11 protein-coding genes and 1 riboswitch are annotated in these 17,450 nt (G+C 69.4%); of the genes, 5 read left to right on the top strand and 6 right to left on the bottom strand.

The window, feature by feature from the left end; genetic code table 11:
- Positions 1-25: 25 nt before the first annotated feature.
- The 3 genes from PV646_RS28210 to PV646_RS28200 form a co-directional block, all read right to left on the bottom strand.
- Positions 26-1,717, bottom strand: a complete 1,692-nt coding sequence (locus tag PV646_RS28210; protein WP_500345298.1) for a glycosyl hydrolase family 8 — start codon at positions 1,715-1,717, stop codon at positions 26-28.
- A 160-nt stretch (positions 1,718-1,877) separates the two neighbouring features.
- Positions 1,878-3,491 carry a glycosyl hydrolase family 8 gene (locus PV646_RS28205; RefSeq protein WP_500345297.1) on the bottom strand — a complete coding sequence of 538 codons (1,614 nt, stop codon included), beginning with the start codon at positions 3,489-3,491 and terminating at the stop codon, positions 1,878-1,880.
- Positions 3,492-3,758: 267 nt separating this feature from the next.
- Positions 3,759-4,589 carry a patatin-like phospholipase family protein gene (locus PV646_RS28200; protein ID WP_500345296.1) on the bottom strand — a complete coding sequence of 277 codons (831 nt, stop codon included), beginning with the start codon at positions 4,587-4,589 and terminating at the stop codon, positions 3,759-3,761.
- Positions 4,590-4,652: 63 nt separating this feature from the next.
- Positions 4,653-4,734, top strand: a riboswitch (S-adenosyl-L-homocysteine riboswitch).
- 12 nt (positions 4,735-4,746) lie between these two features.
- On the opposite strand from PV646_RS28200, the gene metH reads away from it, so the two are divergent.
- From metH to PV646_RS28185, 3 genes are all read left to right on the top strand, one after another.
- Positions 4,747-8,322: a methionine synthase gene (gene metH, locus PV646_RS28195; RefSeq protein ID WP_500345295.1), complete on the top strand. Its 3,576-nt coding sequence runs from the start codon at positions 4,747-4,749 to the stop codon at positions 8,320-8,322.
- 124 nt (positions 8,323-8,446) lie between these two features.
- On the top strand, positions 8,447-9,481 hold the full coding sequence (locus PV646_RS28190) for a sugar ABC transporter substrate-binding protein (protein WP_500345294.1): 1,035 nt from the start codon (positions 8,447-8,449) through the stop codon (positions 9,479-9,481).
- Complete coding sequence (locus PV646_RS28185; protein ID WP_500345293.1) at positions 9,478-11,400, top strand: putative bifunctional diguanylate cyclase/phosphodiesterase; 1,923 nt, start codon at positions 9,478-9,480, stop codon at positions 11,398-11,400. Before PV646_RS28190 ends, PV646_RS28185 begins: the two co-directional genes overlap by 4 nt.
- Here the strand turns inward: PV646_RS28185 and PV646_RS28180 are convergent.
- Entirely contained in the window at positions 11,391-12,326 is a 936-nt protein-coding gene (locus PV646_RS28180) for a phosphotransferase (RefSeq protein ID WP_500345292.1), read from the bottom strand. The two genes, PV646_RS28185 and PV646_RS28180, sit on opposite strands and share 10 nt — an antisense overlap.
- 54 nt (positions 12,327-12,380) lie before the next feature.
- On the opposite strand from PV646_RS28180, the gene PV646_RS28175 reads away from it, so the two are divergent.
- Positions 12,381-12,821: an NUDIX hydrolase gene (locus PV646_RS28175; RefSeq protein ID WP_500345291.1), complete on the top strand. Its 441-nt coding sequence runs from the start codon at positions 12,381-12,383 to the stop codon at positions 12,819-12,821.
- Here PV646_RS28175 and PV646_RS28170 read toward each other — a convergent pair.
- Positions 12,776-13,375 (bottom strand): TetR/AcrR family transcriptional regulator, encoded by a 600-nt coding sequence (locus PV646_RS28170; RefSeq protein ID WP_500345290.1) that lies wholly within the window; start codon positions 13,373-13,375, stop codon positions 12,776-12,778. The two genes, PV646_RS28175 and PV646_RS28170, sit on opposite strands and share 46 nt — an antisense overlap.
- Before the next feature lie 71 nt (positions 13,376-13,446).
- Between PV646_RS28170 and PV646_RS28165 the strand changes: the two genes are divergently transcribed.
- Positions 13,447-14,388: a ketopantoate reductase family protein gene (locus PV646_RS28165; protein WP_500345289.1), complete on the top strand. Its 942-nt coding sequence runs from the start codon at positions 13,447-13,449 to the stop codon at positions 14,386-14,388.
- A gap of 13 nt (positions 14,389-14,401) precedes the next feature.
- Here PV646_RS28165 and PV646_RS28160 read toward each other — a convergent pair whose 3' ends face one another.
- Positions 14,402-17,410, bottom strand: coding sequence for an amidohydrolase family protein (locus tag PV646_RS28160; protein WP_500345288.1), 3,009 nt, complete (start codon positions 17,408-17,410; stop codon positions 14,402-14,404).
- Positions 17,411-17,450: the final 40 nt, after the last annotated feature.

The following is a 17,450-nucleotide window of genomic DNA, read 5'->3' as shown; positions in this document are numbered from 1 at the left end:
CCCCGGGCCGGAACCGTCGCACGGCCTACGGGATCCAGTGGTTGCCGGACACCGTGATCATCACCTGCAGCTGGATGCTGGCGCCGAAGTACGTGTTCGTGTCCACCGGAGTGTTCAGCATCTTGTTCCACAACGCGTCGAGCCAGGCCTGGCTGCCCGCGTCCGTCGTGGCCGACACCGCGAACGGCGCGAAGAACGCCGCGTCGCTGCCGCTGTCGATCTGCGTGCCGTTGAGCGAGTAGCCGACCGCGATCTTGTTCGGGTCACCGCCGGTCTTGCCCTTGATCCACGAGTTCATCTTGCGGGCGGCCGCCAGCGACTTGGTGTCGCCGGTCAGGGCGGCGTCCGCGCCGATGCGCCACGGGTCGCGGCACGCGTTGTACCAGTACTTGCCGTCGGTGGCCGCCTCCTCGAGCATCTCGCCGACCGCGGGCTTCGCCGTGGAGTTGGTGTCCTGCACGAAGTCCGGCAGCAGACCGGTGCTCGACGCGTACTTCGACTGCAGCGTGGCGATGAGGTCCTGGTGCTTGGTGCGGATGGTGTCCCAGGCCGAGTCGCCGGTCGCCTTGCGGAACGCGCGGAAGTGGTCGGACATCCAGTCGGAGGAGCGGGAGCCGTAGTACTGCCTGCTGTTGCCCGAGTTGGACCAGTCGCCCATGAGCAGCAGGTTCGTGTTCGGGTTGATGAGGCTCTTCTTGATGGCGTTGACGTTCTTCACCGCGAGCTGCTTGTAGTTGTACGTGCCGGTGCTGCCCCACTGGCGGTCGGCCAGCAGCAGGCCGTAGGCGGTGTCCATGTCGCCGTCGGTCGCGCTGTCACTGCCGCTGACGCTCTTGCAGGAGGTGTCCTGCTCGGCGGCCAGCAGGTCGGGGTTGTTGACCGACGGGTGGGCGAGCTTGTACTTCAGCAGGCCGTCGAAGATCTTGCGGGCGTCCGGGTCGGCGCCGGCCATCTGAGCGGTGATCACCATGCCGTAGCCCTGGGCCTCGGCGACGTACGGGTGGTCGGCATCCGGCGAGATGATCTCGTACCAGCCGTTGCCGCAGTTCTGCTTGACGAACGCGGCCTTCCACTTCTTGTAGTACTCGACGATCGCGGCGTCCAGAGCGGACGTGCTGCCCGACGGCCGCAGGATGCCGGCCGCGTACGGGGTCTGCCTGCTGCCGAACGGGTAACCGAGGCCACCGGCAGGCGGGGTGGTGGTGGTCGTGGGCGGAGTGGCGGTCGTCGGCGGGGTGCCGTCGCCGACGCCGTAGACCTCGAACTCCCACAGCGAGTACCCGTACGCCGTGCCCCGAGCGGTGCCGTAGACCCGGACGTACCGTCCTGAACCGGACACCGTCAAGTCATCGGTGGCACCGTTTCCGGTGCTGGTCGTGAACACGTCGGTCCACGCCGAGCCGTCCGGGGAGGTCTGCACGCGGTACGACTTGGCGTACGCGGCCTCCCAGCTCAGCTTCACCTTGCTGATCGTGTGCGCCGAGCCGAGGTCGACGCTGATCCACTCCGGGTCGTGCCCCTCCTCCGAGGCCCACCGGGTCGAGGTGCTGCCGTCGACCGCCTTGGCCGCCTCGAAACCGGATCCCTCCACGGAGGAGACCGTCACAGCCCTGCCGCGGGAGACCAGTGGATCCGCCGCCGATGCCATCGTCGTCCCCGCCACGAGCAGGCCGAGCACGAGCCCCGCCGCTCCCAACGCCGTCGTTCTGCCACCCACGGCCGCCTCCAGCAATTAGTTAACAAAGCTGTCAATGCGAGTCGGGGGACCGTAGGCAGGCGTCTGCGCAGCTCACAAGAGGTACTGACCAGTTATTGCGCGATCGGACAGCACGCGGCCCCGGAGGTCTGGACCACCCTCCGGGGCCGCGCGGAACGGATCAGGGCACCCAGTGGTTGCCCGTGACCGTGATCATCACCTGGAGCTGGATGCTCGCGGAGAAGTAGCTGCCGCCGTCGACCGGCGTCCGCAGCATCTTGTTCCACAACGCGTCCAGCCACGCCTGACTGCCCGGATCGGCCGCCGCCACCACCGCGAACGGCGCGAAGAACGCGGCGGCGCTGCCACCGGAGATCTGCGTGCCGTTGAGCTGGTAACCCATCGCGATGCTGTCGGGGTTGCCGCCCGTCTTGGCCTTCACCCACGTGTTGAGCTTGCGGGCCGCCGTCAACGACTGGGAGTCACCGCTGGTCACCGCGTCCGCGCCGATGCGCCACGGCACGCGGCAGGCGTTCCAGTAGTACTTGCCGTCGTTCACGCTCTCCAGCACCTGTCCGGCCGGCGGGCGCGCGGCGGAGTTCGTGTTCTCCACGAAGTCCGGCAGCAGACCCGTGTTCGGAGCGTAGTTCTGCTGCAGCGACGAGATCACGTTCTGGTGCGCGGCGCGGATCGTGTCCCACGCCCCGTCCCCCGTCGCCTTCCGGAACGCCCGGAAGTGGTCGACCATCCAGTCCGACGACCTCGAGAGGTAGTAGTACTGGTCGCCCGCGCTGGACCAGTCGCCCAGCTTGAGCAGGTTCGTCTGCGGGTTGACCTCGCTGGCCTTGATCGCGTTGATGTGCCGAATCGCCAGCTGCTTGTAGTTGTGCGTGCCGGTGCTGCCCCACTGCCGGTCGGCGAGCAACAGCCCGTAGGCCACGTCCATGTCGCCGTCCGTGGCGCCGTCTCCGCCGTTGACACTGCGGCAGTTCACGTCCTGCTCCGCCGCGAGGAGGTCGCGGTTGATCGAGGACGGGTGGTCGATCTTCCACTTGACGAGACCGTCGAAGATCCTGCGGGCGTCCGGGTCCGCGCCCGCCATCTGCGCGACGACGACCATGCCGTAGCCCTGCGCCTCGGCGACGTACGGGTGGTCGGCGTCCGGCGAGATCACCTGGTACCAGCCGTTGCCGCAGTTCTGCCGGACGAACGCGGACTTCCAGCGCTGGTAGTAGTCCACCACCGCCGCGTCCAGGGTGGACGTCGCACCGGACGGGCGCAACGTGCCCGCCGCGTACGAGGTCTTGCGGCTGCCGAACGCGTACCCGAGACCGTCCGAGGGCGGGGTGGTCGTCGTGGTCGGCGGCGTACCACCGGCCACACCGAAGACCTCCAGCTCCCACAGGGAGTAACCCCACTCGGTGCCGCGAGCCGTGCCGAGCACCCGCACGTACCTGCCGGAACCCGACACCGTCAGGTCGTCGACCCCGCCGTCACCGGTGCCGGTCGAGAACACGTCCGCCCACACCGAGTCGTCGGCGGAGGTCTGCACGCGATACCCCCTGGCGTACGCGGCCTCCCAGTTGAGACGCACCCGGCTGACCGCGTGCGCCGAGCCGAGGTCGACCCGGAGCCACTCCTGGTCACTGCCCTCCGCCGACGCCCACCGGGTCGCCGTGCTGCCGTCGACGGCCTTCGCCGCCTCCAGCCCGGCACCCTCCACCGAGGACGCCGTGACCGCCTTCCCCTGCGAGACCAGGGGATCCGCGGCCGTCGCACTGGTCGTCCCCGCCACCAGGAGACCTAATACGAGTCCGGCCGCGCTCAACGCCGCCAACGCCGATCGTCTGTCCACAACCACCTCCAACCAATGGTTAACAAACCTGCCTAAAAGGGCAGGCGCGGCGACCATAGGCGTGGTGGTGAACTTCGGACAAGAGGTACGAACCACTTGTCCGGTCGACATTCGGCGACTGGGCACTGTCCTGCAAGTTCGTCTGGTGAGAGACGCGGGCCCTCGGCCGCCGCTGTCGCCCGACGAGACCTGCAGGACGGGGCCTGGCTAGCCCCACACCTCCCGGACCGCCGCGGCGATCGAGACGGCCTGCGCGTACCCCGCCTCCGCCGCGGGCTTGCGCCGCGCCGGGTCCAGCAGGTTCGTGCCGATCGCCGTCAGCGCGGCCCTGTCCGGGCTGATCACGATCGACGGCACGCCGAGCTTCGCGGCCTGCGCGCCGGGCGTCGCGGCCGGGCTGGCCGACCGCGTCAACGGCGCGATGACCACGACCCGCTCGCACCCGGCCGCGAGGTCGACGTTGGCCACGGACCGCATGCCGCCGTCCATGTACCTGCTGCCGTTGATGCTGACCGGCGGCCACACCAGCGGCACCGCGCAGCTCGACGCCACGGCCTTGACCAGCGGCACACCGCTGTCCCGGTCGAACGCCACGAACTTCCCGTCCGCGGTGTCCACGGCGGTGACCTTGAGCGGGCGCTCCGGCCAGTCCTTGATGGACAGCCGGCTGTCGAACACCTCCAGCCGCGACGCCTCCGACGGCGTGCCGGCCTTCAGCGCCGCCCTGCCCAGCCGGGCCCGCTTCTGCGCCGGCGAGCCGGGCATCACGTAGGAAAGCGCGTACCTGACGACCATCCACGAGGTGAGACGGGCCGGGATCTCCCCGTCGGGCGGCAGCAGCTGGCCCGCGTAGAGATCAGCCAGCGGCGCACCTCCCGCCAGCTCCGTCGCCACCACGGATCCTGCCGACGTCCCGACGAACAGGCCGGCGTCCGTCAGGTCGACGCCCTGTTCAGCCAGTCCGTGCAGAATCCCCGTCTCCCAGGCGATTCCGGTGACGCCACCGCCACCCAGCACCAACGCGCGTTCTCCGGTCACAGCGTCATCCTAAGAAGTGGGACCGGTTCCTGGTCCATGGTCGTGGTTGGTAACCTTGACGGCGAAGCCGAGAAGCGCTGCAACGGGCCCAGACGCCTGCCACGCTCGGCTTCGCACCACCACGTAGCAAGGGCGCTTCCGACTTTCGGGAGCGCGTGTGGCTGGACTCAGGTCTCTGTTGAACTCTCGCATCGCCGTGCTCGACGGCGCGTGGGGCACGATGTTCCAGCAGGCCAAGCTCTCGCCCGCCGACTACTACGGCACGGAGTACGCCGACCACACACCGGATGTCGCCGGCGACCCGGACCTGCTCAACCTGACCCGCCCCGACCTGGTGCTCGACGTGCACCGGCAGTACCTCGCGGCGGGCGCGGACATCACCACGACCAACACCTTCACCGCCACCTCGATCGGCCAGGCCGACTACGGGCTGGAGAGCCGCGTCCGCGAGATGAACATCGCCGGCGCGCGGATCGCCCGGCAGGCCGCCGACGAGTTCGGCGGCAGGTTCGTCGCGGGCTCCGTCGGCCCGTTGAACGTGACGCTGTCGCTGTCCCCCAAGGTCGAGGACCCCGCGTTCCGCGCCGTCACGTTCGAGCAGGTCAAGGCCTCCTACGCGGAGCAGATCTCGGCACTGCGCGAGGGCGGCGTCGACCTGCTGCTGATCGAGACGATCTTCGACACCCTGAACTGCAAGGCCGCCATCGCCGCGGCCCGCGAGGTCGCCCCCGACCTGCCGCTGTGGATCTCGGTGACGATCGTCGACCTGTCCGGCCGCACGCTGTCGGGCCAGACCGTCGAGGCGTTCTGGGACTCGATCGCGCACGCCGAGCCGCTGGTCGTCGGCGTGAACTGCTCGCTGGGCGCCGAGGAGATGCGGCCGCACGTCGCCGACCTCTCGCGCCTCGCGAACACCTACGTCGCGTGCCACCCGAACGCCGGCCTGCCCAACGCGTTCGGCGGCTACGACGAGACCCCGGACGAGACCGCCGCCCTGCTCAAGGACTTCGCGGGCAAGGGCATCGTCAACGTCGTCGGCGGCTGCTGCGGCACCTCCCCCGCGCACATCAAGGCCATCGCGGAGGCCGTGCGCGGAATCGACGCCCGCGAGGTCGTCCAGCCCCGCCACACCACCCGCTACAGCGGCCTGGAGACGTTCGAGATCGGCCCCGACACCGGGTTCGTGATGATCGGCGAGCGCACCAACGTCACCGGCTCCGCCAAGTTCCGCAGGCTGATCGAGGCCGACGACCACAACGCCGCGCTCGCCGTGGCGCTCGACCAGGTGCGCGGCGGCGCGAACCTGCTGGACGTCAACATGGACGCCGACCTGCTCGACGGCGAGCAGGCGATGACGACGTTCCTGAACCTCATCGCGACCGAGCCGGAGATCGCCCGCATCCCGGTGATGATCGACAGCTCCCGCTGGACCGTGCTCGAGGCCGGGCTGCGGTGCGTGCAGGGCAAGGGCGTGGTCAACTCGATCAGCCTCAAGGAGGGCGAGGAGCCCTTCCTGCGGCAGGCCCGCACGATCCGCGACTACGGCGCCGGTGTCGTCGTGATGGCGTTCGACGAGACCGGTCAGGCCGACACGGCCGACCGCAAGGTCGACATCTGCGGCCGTGCCTACGACCTGCTCACGCAGAAGGCCGGCTTCCCGGCCGAGGACATCATCTTCGACCCGAACGTGCTCGCGGTCGCGACCGGCATCGAGGAGCACAACGGCTACGCCAAGGCGTTCATCGACGCCCTGCCGCGGATCAAGGAACGATGTCCGGGAGTCCGCATCAGCGGCGGCATCTCGAACCTGTCGTTCTCCTTCCGCGGCAACGACGTGGTCCGCGAGGCCATGCACTCCGCGTTCCTGTTCCACGCGGTGAAGGCCGGGCTGGACATGGGCATCGTCAACGCGGGCCAGCTCGTGGTCTACCAGGACATCAAGGCCGACCTGCTGGAACTGGTCGAGGACGTCATCTTCGACCGCCGCGAGGACGCGACGGACCGGCTCGTCACGCACGCCGAGACCGTCAAGGGCCCCGGCCAGAAGCGCGTCATCGACCTGTCGTGGCGCGAGGCCCCGGTCGGCAAGCGCCTGGAGCACGCGATCCTGCACGGAGTCGTCGACTTCATCGAGGAGGACACCGAGGAGGCCCGGCAGTCCCTCCCCCGTCCGCTGGACGTCATCGAGGGCCCGCTGATGGACGGCATGAAGGTCGTCGGCGACCTGTTCGGTGCCGGCAAGATGTTCCTGCCCCAGGTCGTGAAGAGCGCCCGCGTGATGAAGCGCGCGGTCGCGTACCTGGAGCCGTACATGGACGCCGAGCCCAAGTCGCAGGCGGGCGGCAACGGCAAGGTCGTGCTCGCCACGGTCAAGGGCGACGTCCACGACATCGGCAAGAACATCGTCGGCGTCGTGCTGGGCTGCAACAACTACGAGGTGATCGACCTCGGCGTGATGGTCCCGGCCGCGAAGATCCTCGACACCGCGATCAAGGAGCAGGCCGACGTCATCGGCCTGTCCGGGCTGATCACGCCGTCGCTGGACGAGATGGTGTCGGTCGCCGAGGAGATGCAGCGACGCGGCATGAAGCTGCCGCTGCTGGTCGGCGGCGCGACGACCTCGAAGCAGCACAACGCCGTGAAGATCGCCCCGGTCTACGACGAGCCGGTCATCCACGTGCTCGACGCGTCCCGGGTCGTCGGCGTCGTCTCCGACCTGCTGGACAACCGGCGCGCCCACGAGCTGAACATCACGAACCGCGCGGAACAGGCCCGGTTGCGCGAGCAGCACGAGAACCGCAAGTCCGTGCCGTTGCTGAAGCTGGAGGACGCGCGCGCGAACTCGGAGAAGGTCGATTTCTCCGAATTGCCGACGCCGCAATTCACCGGTACCCGCGTGCTGACGCCCTCTCTGGGCGAACTGCGCGAGTTCATCGACTGGACGTTCCTGTTCCTCGCCTGGGAACTCAAAGGCAAGTTCCCCGCCATCCTGGAACAGCCGGTCGCGCGCGAACTCTACGACGACGCGACGACGTTGCTGGACGACATCATCGCCGGCGAATTGTTCGAGGCGAAGGGCGTCTACGGCTACTGGCCCGCGCATTCCGACGGCGACGACATCCTGCTCGAGAACGGCGTGCGGATTCCGATGCTGCGCCAGCAGACGCAGAAGCCGTTGTCGCGCCCGAACCGCTGTCTCTCCGACTACGTCGCGCCGGAGGGCGACCACCTCGGCGGGTTCGCGGTGACGATCCTCGGCGCCGGGAAGCTGGCCGCGAAGTACGAGGCCGAGAACGACGACTACCGCGCCATCATGGTGAAGGCGCTGGCAGACCGGCTCGCCGAGGCGTTCGCCGAGTGGATCCACCTGCGGGCGCGGCGCGACTGGTTCGAGCCGGACGCCCAGCCCGAACTCGCCGACCTGCACGCCGAGAGGTTCCGCGGCATCCGACCGGCGCTCGGGTACCCGGCCTGCCCCGACCACACGGTCAAGCGCGAACTGTTCGACCTGCTGGGAGCGGAACGGGAAATCGGGATCTCGCTCACCGAATCGTTCGCGATGAACCCGGCGGCGAGTGTGAGCGGCCTGATCTTCCAGCACCCCGGGGCGAAGTACTTCACGGTGGGACGGCTGGGCCGCGACCAGGTGCAGGACTACGCGACGCGGTACGGCAAGCCGCTCGCCGAAGTCGAGCAGTGGCTGCGCCCGAACCTCGGTTACGAACCCGCCTGACGGTTCCGGGACGTGAAAGCGCTTCCCGGTAACGGGAGGCGTTGTCCCGATTGGCACCAATCGATGTAGCATCGGCCGCTCTGGAGATCAATCACCCGTAGGTCGAGCGAGCCCGAGGTCATCCATGCGAGCTGCGGCGCTGGTGCTGGGCCTCGTGCTGTTGGCGGCCTGCGGTGCCGCCGGGTCGTCCGAGGCGTTGCCGCACGTGGGTTTCGTCGTGAAGCGCACGGGTGGTTCCTTCGCCCAGGAGATGACGAGTGGTTTTCACGAGGGCGTCGGCCGCATCGGCGGGGTCAGCGCGACGGTGACCGGGCCTCCGGGGCAGGACGGCCACAAGGAAGTCGAGTTGTTCCGGGATTTGACGCTGGCCGCCCAAGGCGGAATCGCGGTGGCGACGTCGGAGCCCGCGCTGATGGCGCCTTCCATCGGTGAGGCGCTGTCGCAGCACGTCGCGGTGATCGGTGTGGACATGCGACTCACCGCGAGTTCCGGAGTGAAACTGCACATCGGTAACGACAACTACGAACTCGGCGAAAAGCTGGCTGACGAGTTGATGCGCCGATTGCCCCCGGACGCGACCGGAACGGTGGTGCTGGGAAACACGGCTCCGGGACTCGCCGGGTTCGACGACCGGGCCGACGGAATCCGGGGCCGATTCGCCGAAAAGCTACCGGGGGTAGTGGTGCTGGGCCCGTTCGACACACAACGTGACGACGCTGCGAATCGCGACGCGTGGAAACGTCTGGTGGCAGCGAACCCGAATGCCCTCGCGTTCGTTGGTACGGGCGACTGCGACGGCGTGAACCTCGCCGCGCTCAGGACCGAGAAGTCGGCGAGGTGGCTGGTGGGCGGGTTCGGGGTCGACCCGAGAACGTTGCAGGCGGTGCGGGACGGCGCGATGGTCGCGTCCATCTCACCCGAGCACTACCTCAAGGGCGCTGTGGCAGGCTGGCTCCTCGCACGGCACGCGAAGGGCGGCGCCGCGCTGCCGGAGGGCTGGGTCGAGACGCCGGGACTCACGGTGACCACCGCGAACCTGGACCGGATCCTGCACCGGCAGGAGTCCGAGAAGGCGCGCAGGGAGTTCTTCCAGCCTCAGATCGACAGCTTCGTCGAGGATCCGGCGAGCTGGGTGCGACCGTTGGAGCAGGCACGGTGAGCTTTTGGGAAGGCCGCGCGACCGCACGGGTGGCGACGGTGGGGCTGACGTTCGGGCTGCTGGTCCTCGCGGGTCTGGCGCTGTGGAGCAGCATCGACGCGCGGACCACGACAGCGCACGTGCGGGAGCTCAACGACTCCAGTGAGCGGTGGGCCCGCGTGCTGGAGCACATCAACGTCTCCGACAACGCGTTGCGCGACCTGCAGGTCGCGCGGACCCAGCAGACCGTCGAGCCGCTGGAGAACTCGGTCGGCTCGGCGCGGGCGGAGCTGGAGTGGCTGCGCGTCAACGGCACGTCCTCCGACGCCGACGAGGCCGGCAAGCTGCTCGCCCTGTACGACCAGAGCACGGGCATGCTGCGCGCGGTCATCGCCGGCACCGACCCGTTGCAGGCGGACCAGGCGGGACTCGCGCACTCCTCGTTGCGCCGCCAGATCTCCTCGACCATCGGGTCCCTGCGCCTCGACACCACCGAGTACCTGCGCACGGCCGACGAGAAGAACGCGCGGCTGCGGATCGCGCAGATCGTGGTGTTCGTGCTCGACGCGGCGCTGGTCGCGCTGTTCGGCATGGTGCTGCTCGGGCAGCGCCGCATGATCCTGCGCCAGGCCGCGAAGAACGAGCACGAGGCGCACCACGACGCCCTGACCGGCCTCGCGAACCGGACGCTGCTCGCGCGGCGGATGGAACAGGCCGTGGCGAAGGCGCGCAAGAAGGACGAGCCGCTGGCGTTGCTGATCGTGGACCTCGACAGGTTCAAGGAGGTCAACGACTCGCTCGGGCACCACTCCGGCGACCTGCTGCTGCGCCAGGTGGCGAACCGCCTGTCGTGGGCGGTGCGCGACACGGACCTGGTGGCGCGGCTGGGCGGCGACGAGTTCGCCGTGCTGCTGCCCGGTGTCGGTTCGGCGGAGAACGCCGGCATGGTCGCGGAGAAGATCCTCGGCGCGCTGGCGATGCCGGTGACGCTGGAGGGCCTGGAACTGGAGATCGCGGGCAGTGTCGGTGTGGCGCTGTGCCCATCGGACTCGGGCGACGGCCACGAACTGCTGCGGCACGCGGACATCGCGATGTACGCGGCGAAGCGCGAGAAGTCCGGTGTCGCCGTCTACGACGCGCGTCTGCACGAACGCGGCGCCGCCCACCTCACGGCCGTGACGGAGCTGCGGCACGCGATCGACCGCGGTGAGTTGTTCCTGCACTACCAGCCCAAGGCCCTGGCCGACACGGGCGCGGTGTGCGGTGTCGAGGCCCTGGCCCGCTGGCAGCACCCGACGCGCGGTCTCGTGCGTCCCGACGAGTTCATCCCGATCGCCGAGGAGAACGGGCTCATCGAGCCGCTGACCCGGTACGTGATCGACGCCGCCCTGAGGCAGTGCCGTGCGTGGTCGGACGCGGGCTGGGAGGTGCCGGTCTCGGTGAACGTGGGCGCGGCCTGCCTGCACCACACCGAGTTCCCCGGCGACGTGGCCGACCTGATCAAGCGCCACGGCCTGCCCGCGCGCCTGCTGACGCTGGAGATCACCGAGTCCGCGATCATCTCGGACCCGGACCGCGCGGTGGAGGTGTTGCGCGGCCTGACGGAACTGGGCGTGCGGCTCTCGATCGACGACTTCGGCACCGGTTACTCGTCGATCTCGTACCTGCGCAGCATGCGGGTGCACGAGATGAAGCTCGACCGGTCATTCGTCACGCACATGTGCACGGACGCGGGCGATTCGGCGATCGTGCACGCCCTGGTGGCGCTGGCCCGGAACTTCGGGCTGCAGGCCGTCGCGGAGGGCGTGGAGGACCAGGACACCTGGACGGCGCTGGCGAAGGCCGGGTGCGACGTGGTGCAGGGGTACTTCCTCAGCGAGCCGTTGCCCGCCGAGGAAGTCGTGTCCTGGCTCGGGGATCGGGCCGCCGCTCACGCGTAGGAGTCGGTGTCCCGCCACTGGTTGATGAACGGCTGCATGAAGTCGACCATGGCGGGCAACTGGTGCGCGCACGACAGGTACGCGATCACCCGGATCGCGCCGACCGCGTTGACGAACCTCAGCACCTCCTTGTCGAGCTCGCGCAGACCGTTCTTCGCGGCGCCCCGGTTGTAGGCGGCTTCGTACTCCAGGCCGAGGCCCGCCAGGTCCCACTCGACCGGGCCGTACGTGATCAGCTCGAAGTCCGAGAACAACGGGCCGGCGGTGCTCGCGAAGATGTTCGCGGGCGGTGAGTCGCCGTGGATGGGCTGGAGCTCAACACCGGGGAACTTCGCCTCGAACGCAGCCTGGGAGCTGACGAGCGGCTCCAGCACCTCCCACTCGGCCTGTGCGCGGTCCAGGTCCTCGGCGGCGACGATGTCCTGTCCCCTGAGCCTTTCGAGGCCCTCGCGAACGAACCGCGGTTCCGCAGACGACAGGAACTCCAGCTCGCCGGGGTAACCACGCAGTGCCTTGTGCAGGTCGGCGGACAGTTCGGAGTTCTTGACGTAGTCCGGTTCCTGGGACTTGTCCTCGTCGGTGAACGGCCAGAAGGTGACGGAGAAACCGTCGCGCTGCACGGGCTTGCGCTCCACGAGTGGACTCGGCGGGATCACCGGCGTGCCCTGGTCGTGCAGCCACTGCGCCACGTCGAGCTCCTGTTGCTGGCGCCGGGCCAGTGACTCGAGGGTCGTGGTGTGCGGCAGGACGGTCGGGATGCGGGCCACGACCGGTGCCGGTGCGAGGTGCACGACCACGGAGAACAGTTCGTAGAGCACCTTGCCCTCGGTGATCTCCAGGCCGAGTTCGCGACCTGCCGCCACCGCGGCGTCCCGTGCGGCGTTGGTGCGGAGGGCGATGTCTTCGGGGGTCGCGAAGGCTGTCATGGCACGATCGTGTCACGACCTCTCGGCCCGACGCAGATCATTTACGGTGAGCCCATGGCCGACCGTCACCTGATCGACGTCCACGTGCTGCTCGTGCGCGACGGCGAGGTCCTGTTGTCCCGCCGCCGTGACACCGATCCGCGGTTCGACGGCCTCTGGCACCTGCCGTCCGGCAAGCTCGACGCGGGTGAGTCGGTGCTCGGCGGCGCCGCGCGGGAGGCCGCCGAGGAGATCGGCGTGGTGATCGAGGCCGGCGACCTGCGGCACGTGCACACGGTGCACGCCACCGGAACCGGCGTGGAGCCGCGCCTCGGGTTGTTCTTCGAGGTCCTGCGGTGGAGTGGGGAGCCGGTGAACCTCGAGCCCGCGAAGTGTTCGGAGCTGGGCTGGTTCGGGCTCGGCGCGCTGCCCGAGGACACCATGACGTACCCGGCCGCCGGGATCGCCGGTTACCTGGCCGGGGAGTCGTTCGGACTGCTCGGCTGGGCTCCCTGAACCAGCCCGTCCAGCACCAGGGTGATCACGCCGTCCGCCTCCGCCCGCCACGCCGGCCTCTCGTGGGCCGCGCCGATGCCGTGCAGCGCCATCATGACCGGGCCCGCTCCCACGTCGCCTCGGACCACACCGGCCTCCGCCGCGGCGTCGACCAGCCCGGTGACGGCCTCCTCCAGCGCCCTGCTGCCCTCGGCCAGCGAGTCCGCGGCCATGAGGGTCGCCAGCGTCTGGGCCAGACCTCGTTTGGCGTGCAGGTAGCCGACCATGTCACGCAGGAACGTCGTCAGGGCGTCCAGCGGGGGCACCGTGGCCCGCAGGTGGCCGGCCCGGTCGCACAGCGCGACGACTTCCTCGTGGTAGACCGCCTCGGCGAGCGCCTCCCTGGTCGGGAAGTGGCGGTACAGCGTGCCCGTGCCCACCCCGGCGAGCCGGGCGAAGTCGTCGAAGCGCAGGGCGAAAAACTCCCCCGCGTCGAACACCTCCCTCGCCTTGGCCAGCAGTGCCTGGCGGTTGCGCTGGGCGTCGGCGCGCAGCGGCTTCCCTGGCGTTGACAAACGGAATCCGCCTCCATATTTTCGGAAGTGGAGATTGTCTCCACTTCCATCGTAACCCATGAGGTGAGACCGTGAAGATCCTGATGTTCGGCCGCGGCGTGATCGCCACCGTGTACGGCTGGGCGCTGGAACGAGCCGGGCACGACGTCGAGTTCTACGTCCGGCCCGGCCGTGCTGCGCAGTACGGGGACACGACGAGCCTCGACCTGCACGACGTGCGGCAGCGCCTGTGGGGGCCGCGCGTCGAGCAGGAGTGGCCGGTGCGCCTGCGCGAGGAACTGGAGCCGGACCACGACTTCGACCTGATCGTGCTGAGCGTGGGGCACCACCGGCTGACCGAGGCGGCGAACTTCCTGGCACCCCGCGTCGGCAACGCCACGGTGCTGGTGTTCGGCAACATCTGGGCCGAGCCGCTGGAAGCGATCGGCGCGCTTCCCGCCGACCAGGTCGCGTGGGGCTTTCCCCAGGCGGGCGGCGGTTTCGACGAGAAGGGCGTACTGCGTGGCGCCATCCTGCCGTCCGTCCTCTTCGGAACCATCGGGCCGCAGACGGAACGAGGCCTGGCCGTGCGCCGGATGTTCCGCGAGTCGGGGTTCCGGATCAAGGAGCAGCCGGACTTCCGCGGCTGGCTGCTGATCCACTTCGTGTCGGACGCCGGGCTGTTCTCGCAGGGACTGCGGCTGGGCGCGCTGGCCGACCTGGCGGGACGCACGCACGACGTGCGCGAGGCGTTGCTGGCCGGGCGCGAACTGCTGCCGCTGGTCGAGGCACGGGGTGTCGTCGTGGGACGTCGTGCGCTGCTGTTCCGCGCGCCGACCTGCCTGGCCGCTCCTCTGTTCGCCTGGCTGACCGCCCACTTCGGGCCGGTGCGCGACAACTTCGCGACGCACTCCGACCCCGGCGCGGAGGAGCCCCGGGCGATCTGCCGGGACACCCTGGCGGAGGCACGCCGGCTGGGCGTCCCCGCACCTCGGCTCGCGGCGGCGGAACCGAGCTTCGCGTCCAGGGTCTGAAGCCGGCGCCCGTTCAGTGGTCGCAGCAGACCCGCTCGGCCCACTCCGGTTCGTGCCACCAGTGCTTGTTCTCGGCCGAGGGCAACGGGTCGAGCGCGGCGGTCGTGGTCAGCGCCTGCGGCTGCTGCCGGTAGGGCTCGAGCAGGTCGGGGACGCGGTGGAGCACACCGCCGACCATGACCTGCTCGACGTTCGCCGCCGCCTTGACGTCGGCCAGCGGGTTGCCCCGCACGAACGCGATGTCCGCCGGAGCGCCGGGTTTGATCGCGCCCAGTGGCAGGCCGAGCCACTGCGCCGGGTTGCGGGTCGCGGTGATGAGCGCTTCCCTTGGTGTGAAGCCGTATTCGACGAGTGCGCGCAGGTTCTGGTGCGTGGCGGTGGCAGGGCTGTCGAGTGGTGCGTCGGTGCCGGTGATGACGAACCCGCCGCCGCGGTGGACCTTCAGCGCGAACTCGACCCAACCCTGGAGGATCGCGCGGGACGACGAGCCCGCCGGGGTGCCCTGGTTGGTGGCGTCGGCCAGGTTCCGCTCGTACTCCCACGGCGGGTAGAGCACGCGGGTGCGTTCGTCGGTGGCCAGCGACTTGTCGTTGTCGTACAGGGCCCGCGACTGGAACAGCGTGGGCGTCATGGACATGCCGGAGGCGGTGAACAACGCCACCACGTCCTGGTAGGCCTTGCCCTGCCGGGTGATGGTGTGGGAGTAGCCGAGCCGGTTGGTGGCGCCGACGTGTTCCATGCCGTCCATGCCGATGTTCGCGGCCGGGTACAGGTAGTGCGACGACAGCGGCACCCGGGACCGTTGCACGGCAGCGCGTTGCAGCTCGATGGGCAGGCGGACGTAGGTCTTGATCATGTCGTAGCCGAGCTCGTGGGCGCGGCGCAGTTCGAGGTCGAGCTGGGCCCTGCTCAGGGTCGGGCGCATGAAGTTGTAGTAGACGCGGGAGCCGTCGACGGCCTCGCCGGTGGCGTAGAACCGGGGCCCTGTCAGGGTTCCCGCCGCGAGCGCCTCCCTGGTCTCGATCATCTGGTAGACCGGGTCGCCGGGTGAGCGGACGGTCGTGATGCCGTAGGCGAGCCAGACGTTGCCCTGTCGTGCGCCCCACTGGCGGCCGCGCAGGTGCCAGTGGTTGTGGGCGTCGATCAGGCCGGGGATGGCGGTCAGTGTCGACGCGTCGACGTTGGCCTTGCCGCGGTGCGGGCGGATCTCCTTGATCGTGCCGTTCTCCACGACGATGTCGGCGTTCTGCTTGAGTTCGTGCGCGTCGCCGTCCCAGTAGGCGCCGACGTGGATCACCCTGCGTTCCGGCTTGGCGGGCTTGCGCCAGGTGAGGCCGTGCCGGATGGTCGTGACCCTGCCGTCCAGAGTGGACTTCCGGATCCGGCCGTTGTTCAGGTACACCAGGGCGTTGTCGCCGTGCCAGGCCAGCGAGTCCGTGACCTCGCGGGTGACCTGGCGCGGTTCGCCCCGGAAGGTGCCCTGGGCGTCGACCGGAACGACCCACGCGACGCTCTCGACGACGAACGCGATGTGCCTGCCGTCCGGCGACCACACCGGCCCGTCGTCGCCGCGCGTGGCGATCGACCGGAACGGCATGGGCTCGGTGTACTTCAGCTCACCGCTCGTGAGATCGATGCTCAGGACCTGGCTGGTGCCCTCGCGGAACCGGCGCGAGAACGGCTTCACGGCGGCCAGCGCGACCGTGTTGCCGTCCTTCGACCAGGTCGGCCGGCCCGGCTGGAACAACGTTGGCGTGACCTGCCTGCGCGCCTGCCGGTCCGTGATCCACACCTGACCGTCCTGGTCCAGGTAGGCGACCTTCGTGCCGTCCGGCGAGAAGCGCGGCGTGATCTGCGCGTGCGGGGCCGGTGCGTACTGCTCATCCGTGCCGGAGGCCAGGTCGCGAACCCACAGCTGCGCGACACCGGTGCGGTCGCTCGCGTAGACGATCTTCCTGCCGTCGGGCGAGAAGTCCGGGTCGGAGTCGAAGTACCCGCTGTCCGTGAGTTTCGTGGCCTTGCCGTCGCTCAGCAGGTACAGGGCGTTCAACGCGCGGAACGCGATCTTGCCGTCGCTCGACACCACTGGACCGGCGATGCCTTTGACCGCGCCACCGGTGAGGTTCCTGGTGCGGTGCGGCCTCCGGTTCGTGCGCACGGGAACCGTGGCCTCGAACGCGATGTCCTTCGCAGACCCGTTGACACGACTGCGAATCCGGCCATCCGCTGTGTAAAGGACGTTGTCGCCGTCCCAGATCGGCGCGAACCCGAAGACGTCCTCGCCTGTGACCATCGCGGTCGTCCCGAGCACCAACTCGGCCTGGCCGGGCCGCATCCGGGTGTAGCTCGGCTGGTCACCGGGTCCGAACGCCGCGCCGAACAGCTGCGTGCCGGCCGGTGCGGTGACGAGCCGTTCGCGCTTGCCGTCCAGCGTCACGGTGTCGACCGCCGCGTTGCCGACGGTGAAGACGATCCGCTTGCCGTCCCGCGACCACTGCGGCGCCGCGGCCTCGTCCGGCACCCCGGTGAGCTGCGTGATCGCGCCCGTGGCCAGCTCCAGCAGGTGCACGCCGTAACTGCCGGCCCGGTCGCTGACGAACGCGAGGTGCCTGCCGTCCGGCGAGAACGCGGGCTCCCGGTGGTCGAACCTGCCTGACGTCAACTGCTTCAGCCCGCGCCCGTCGAGCCCGATCAGGTACAGGTGGTAGTTCCCGTCCCGATAGGACTGGAACGCGATCCGGTCGCCAGGCCCGAACGACGGCAGCGTGGCGTCCTGGAGTTCGTCGGTGAGCTTGCGCGCTTGCCCGCCGCCGGAAGGCAGGACCCAGATCGCGGTGACGAGGTCGATGGCGAGCCACCTGCCGTCACGCGACCGCGACACCGAGATGTTGGTGCCCTGCGTCAACTTCACTCTCGTGCCGGACTCAGCCTGAGCGGTGGTCGTCGTGAGCGTGGACGCGGCGGTGGCGACGGCGGCGGCCTGGCCCGAGCGGGTCAGCAGTTCACGGCGGGACAGTTCCACGACGGCACACTCCCCAGTGTCGATCCCCTAGGAAATCCAC

Origin of the sequence: Streptomyces sp. ID05-26A (genome assembly GCF_033794685.1) — a bacterium.
In the GTDB taxonomy this organism is placed as follows: Bacteria; Actinomycetota; Actinomycetes; order Mycobacteriales; family Pseudonocardiaceae; genus Lentzea.
This window is presented reverse-complemented; position numbering and strand designations above follow the sequence as displayed.

What these genes read in the sequence shown, in the direction of transcription:
- PV646_RS28190 (WP_500345294.1), top strand. Translation starts at nt 8,447, where the DNA reads ATGCGAGCTGCGGCGCTGGTGCTGGGCCTCGTGCTGTTGGCGGCCTGC.
- PV646_RS28180 (WP_500345292.1), bottom strand. Translation starts at nt 12,326, where the DNA reads ATGACAGCCTTCGCGACCCCCGAAGACATCGCCCTCCGCACCAACGCC.
- PV646_RS28175 (WP_500345291.1), top strand. Translation starts at nt 12,381, where the DNA reads ATGGCCGACCGTCACCTGATCGACGTCCACGTGCTGCTCGTGCGCGAC.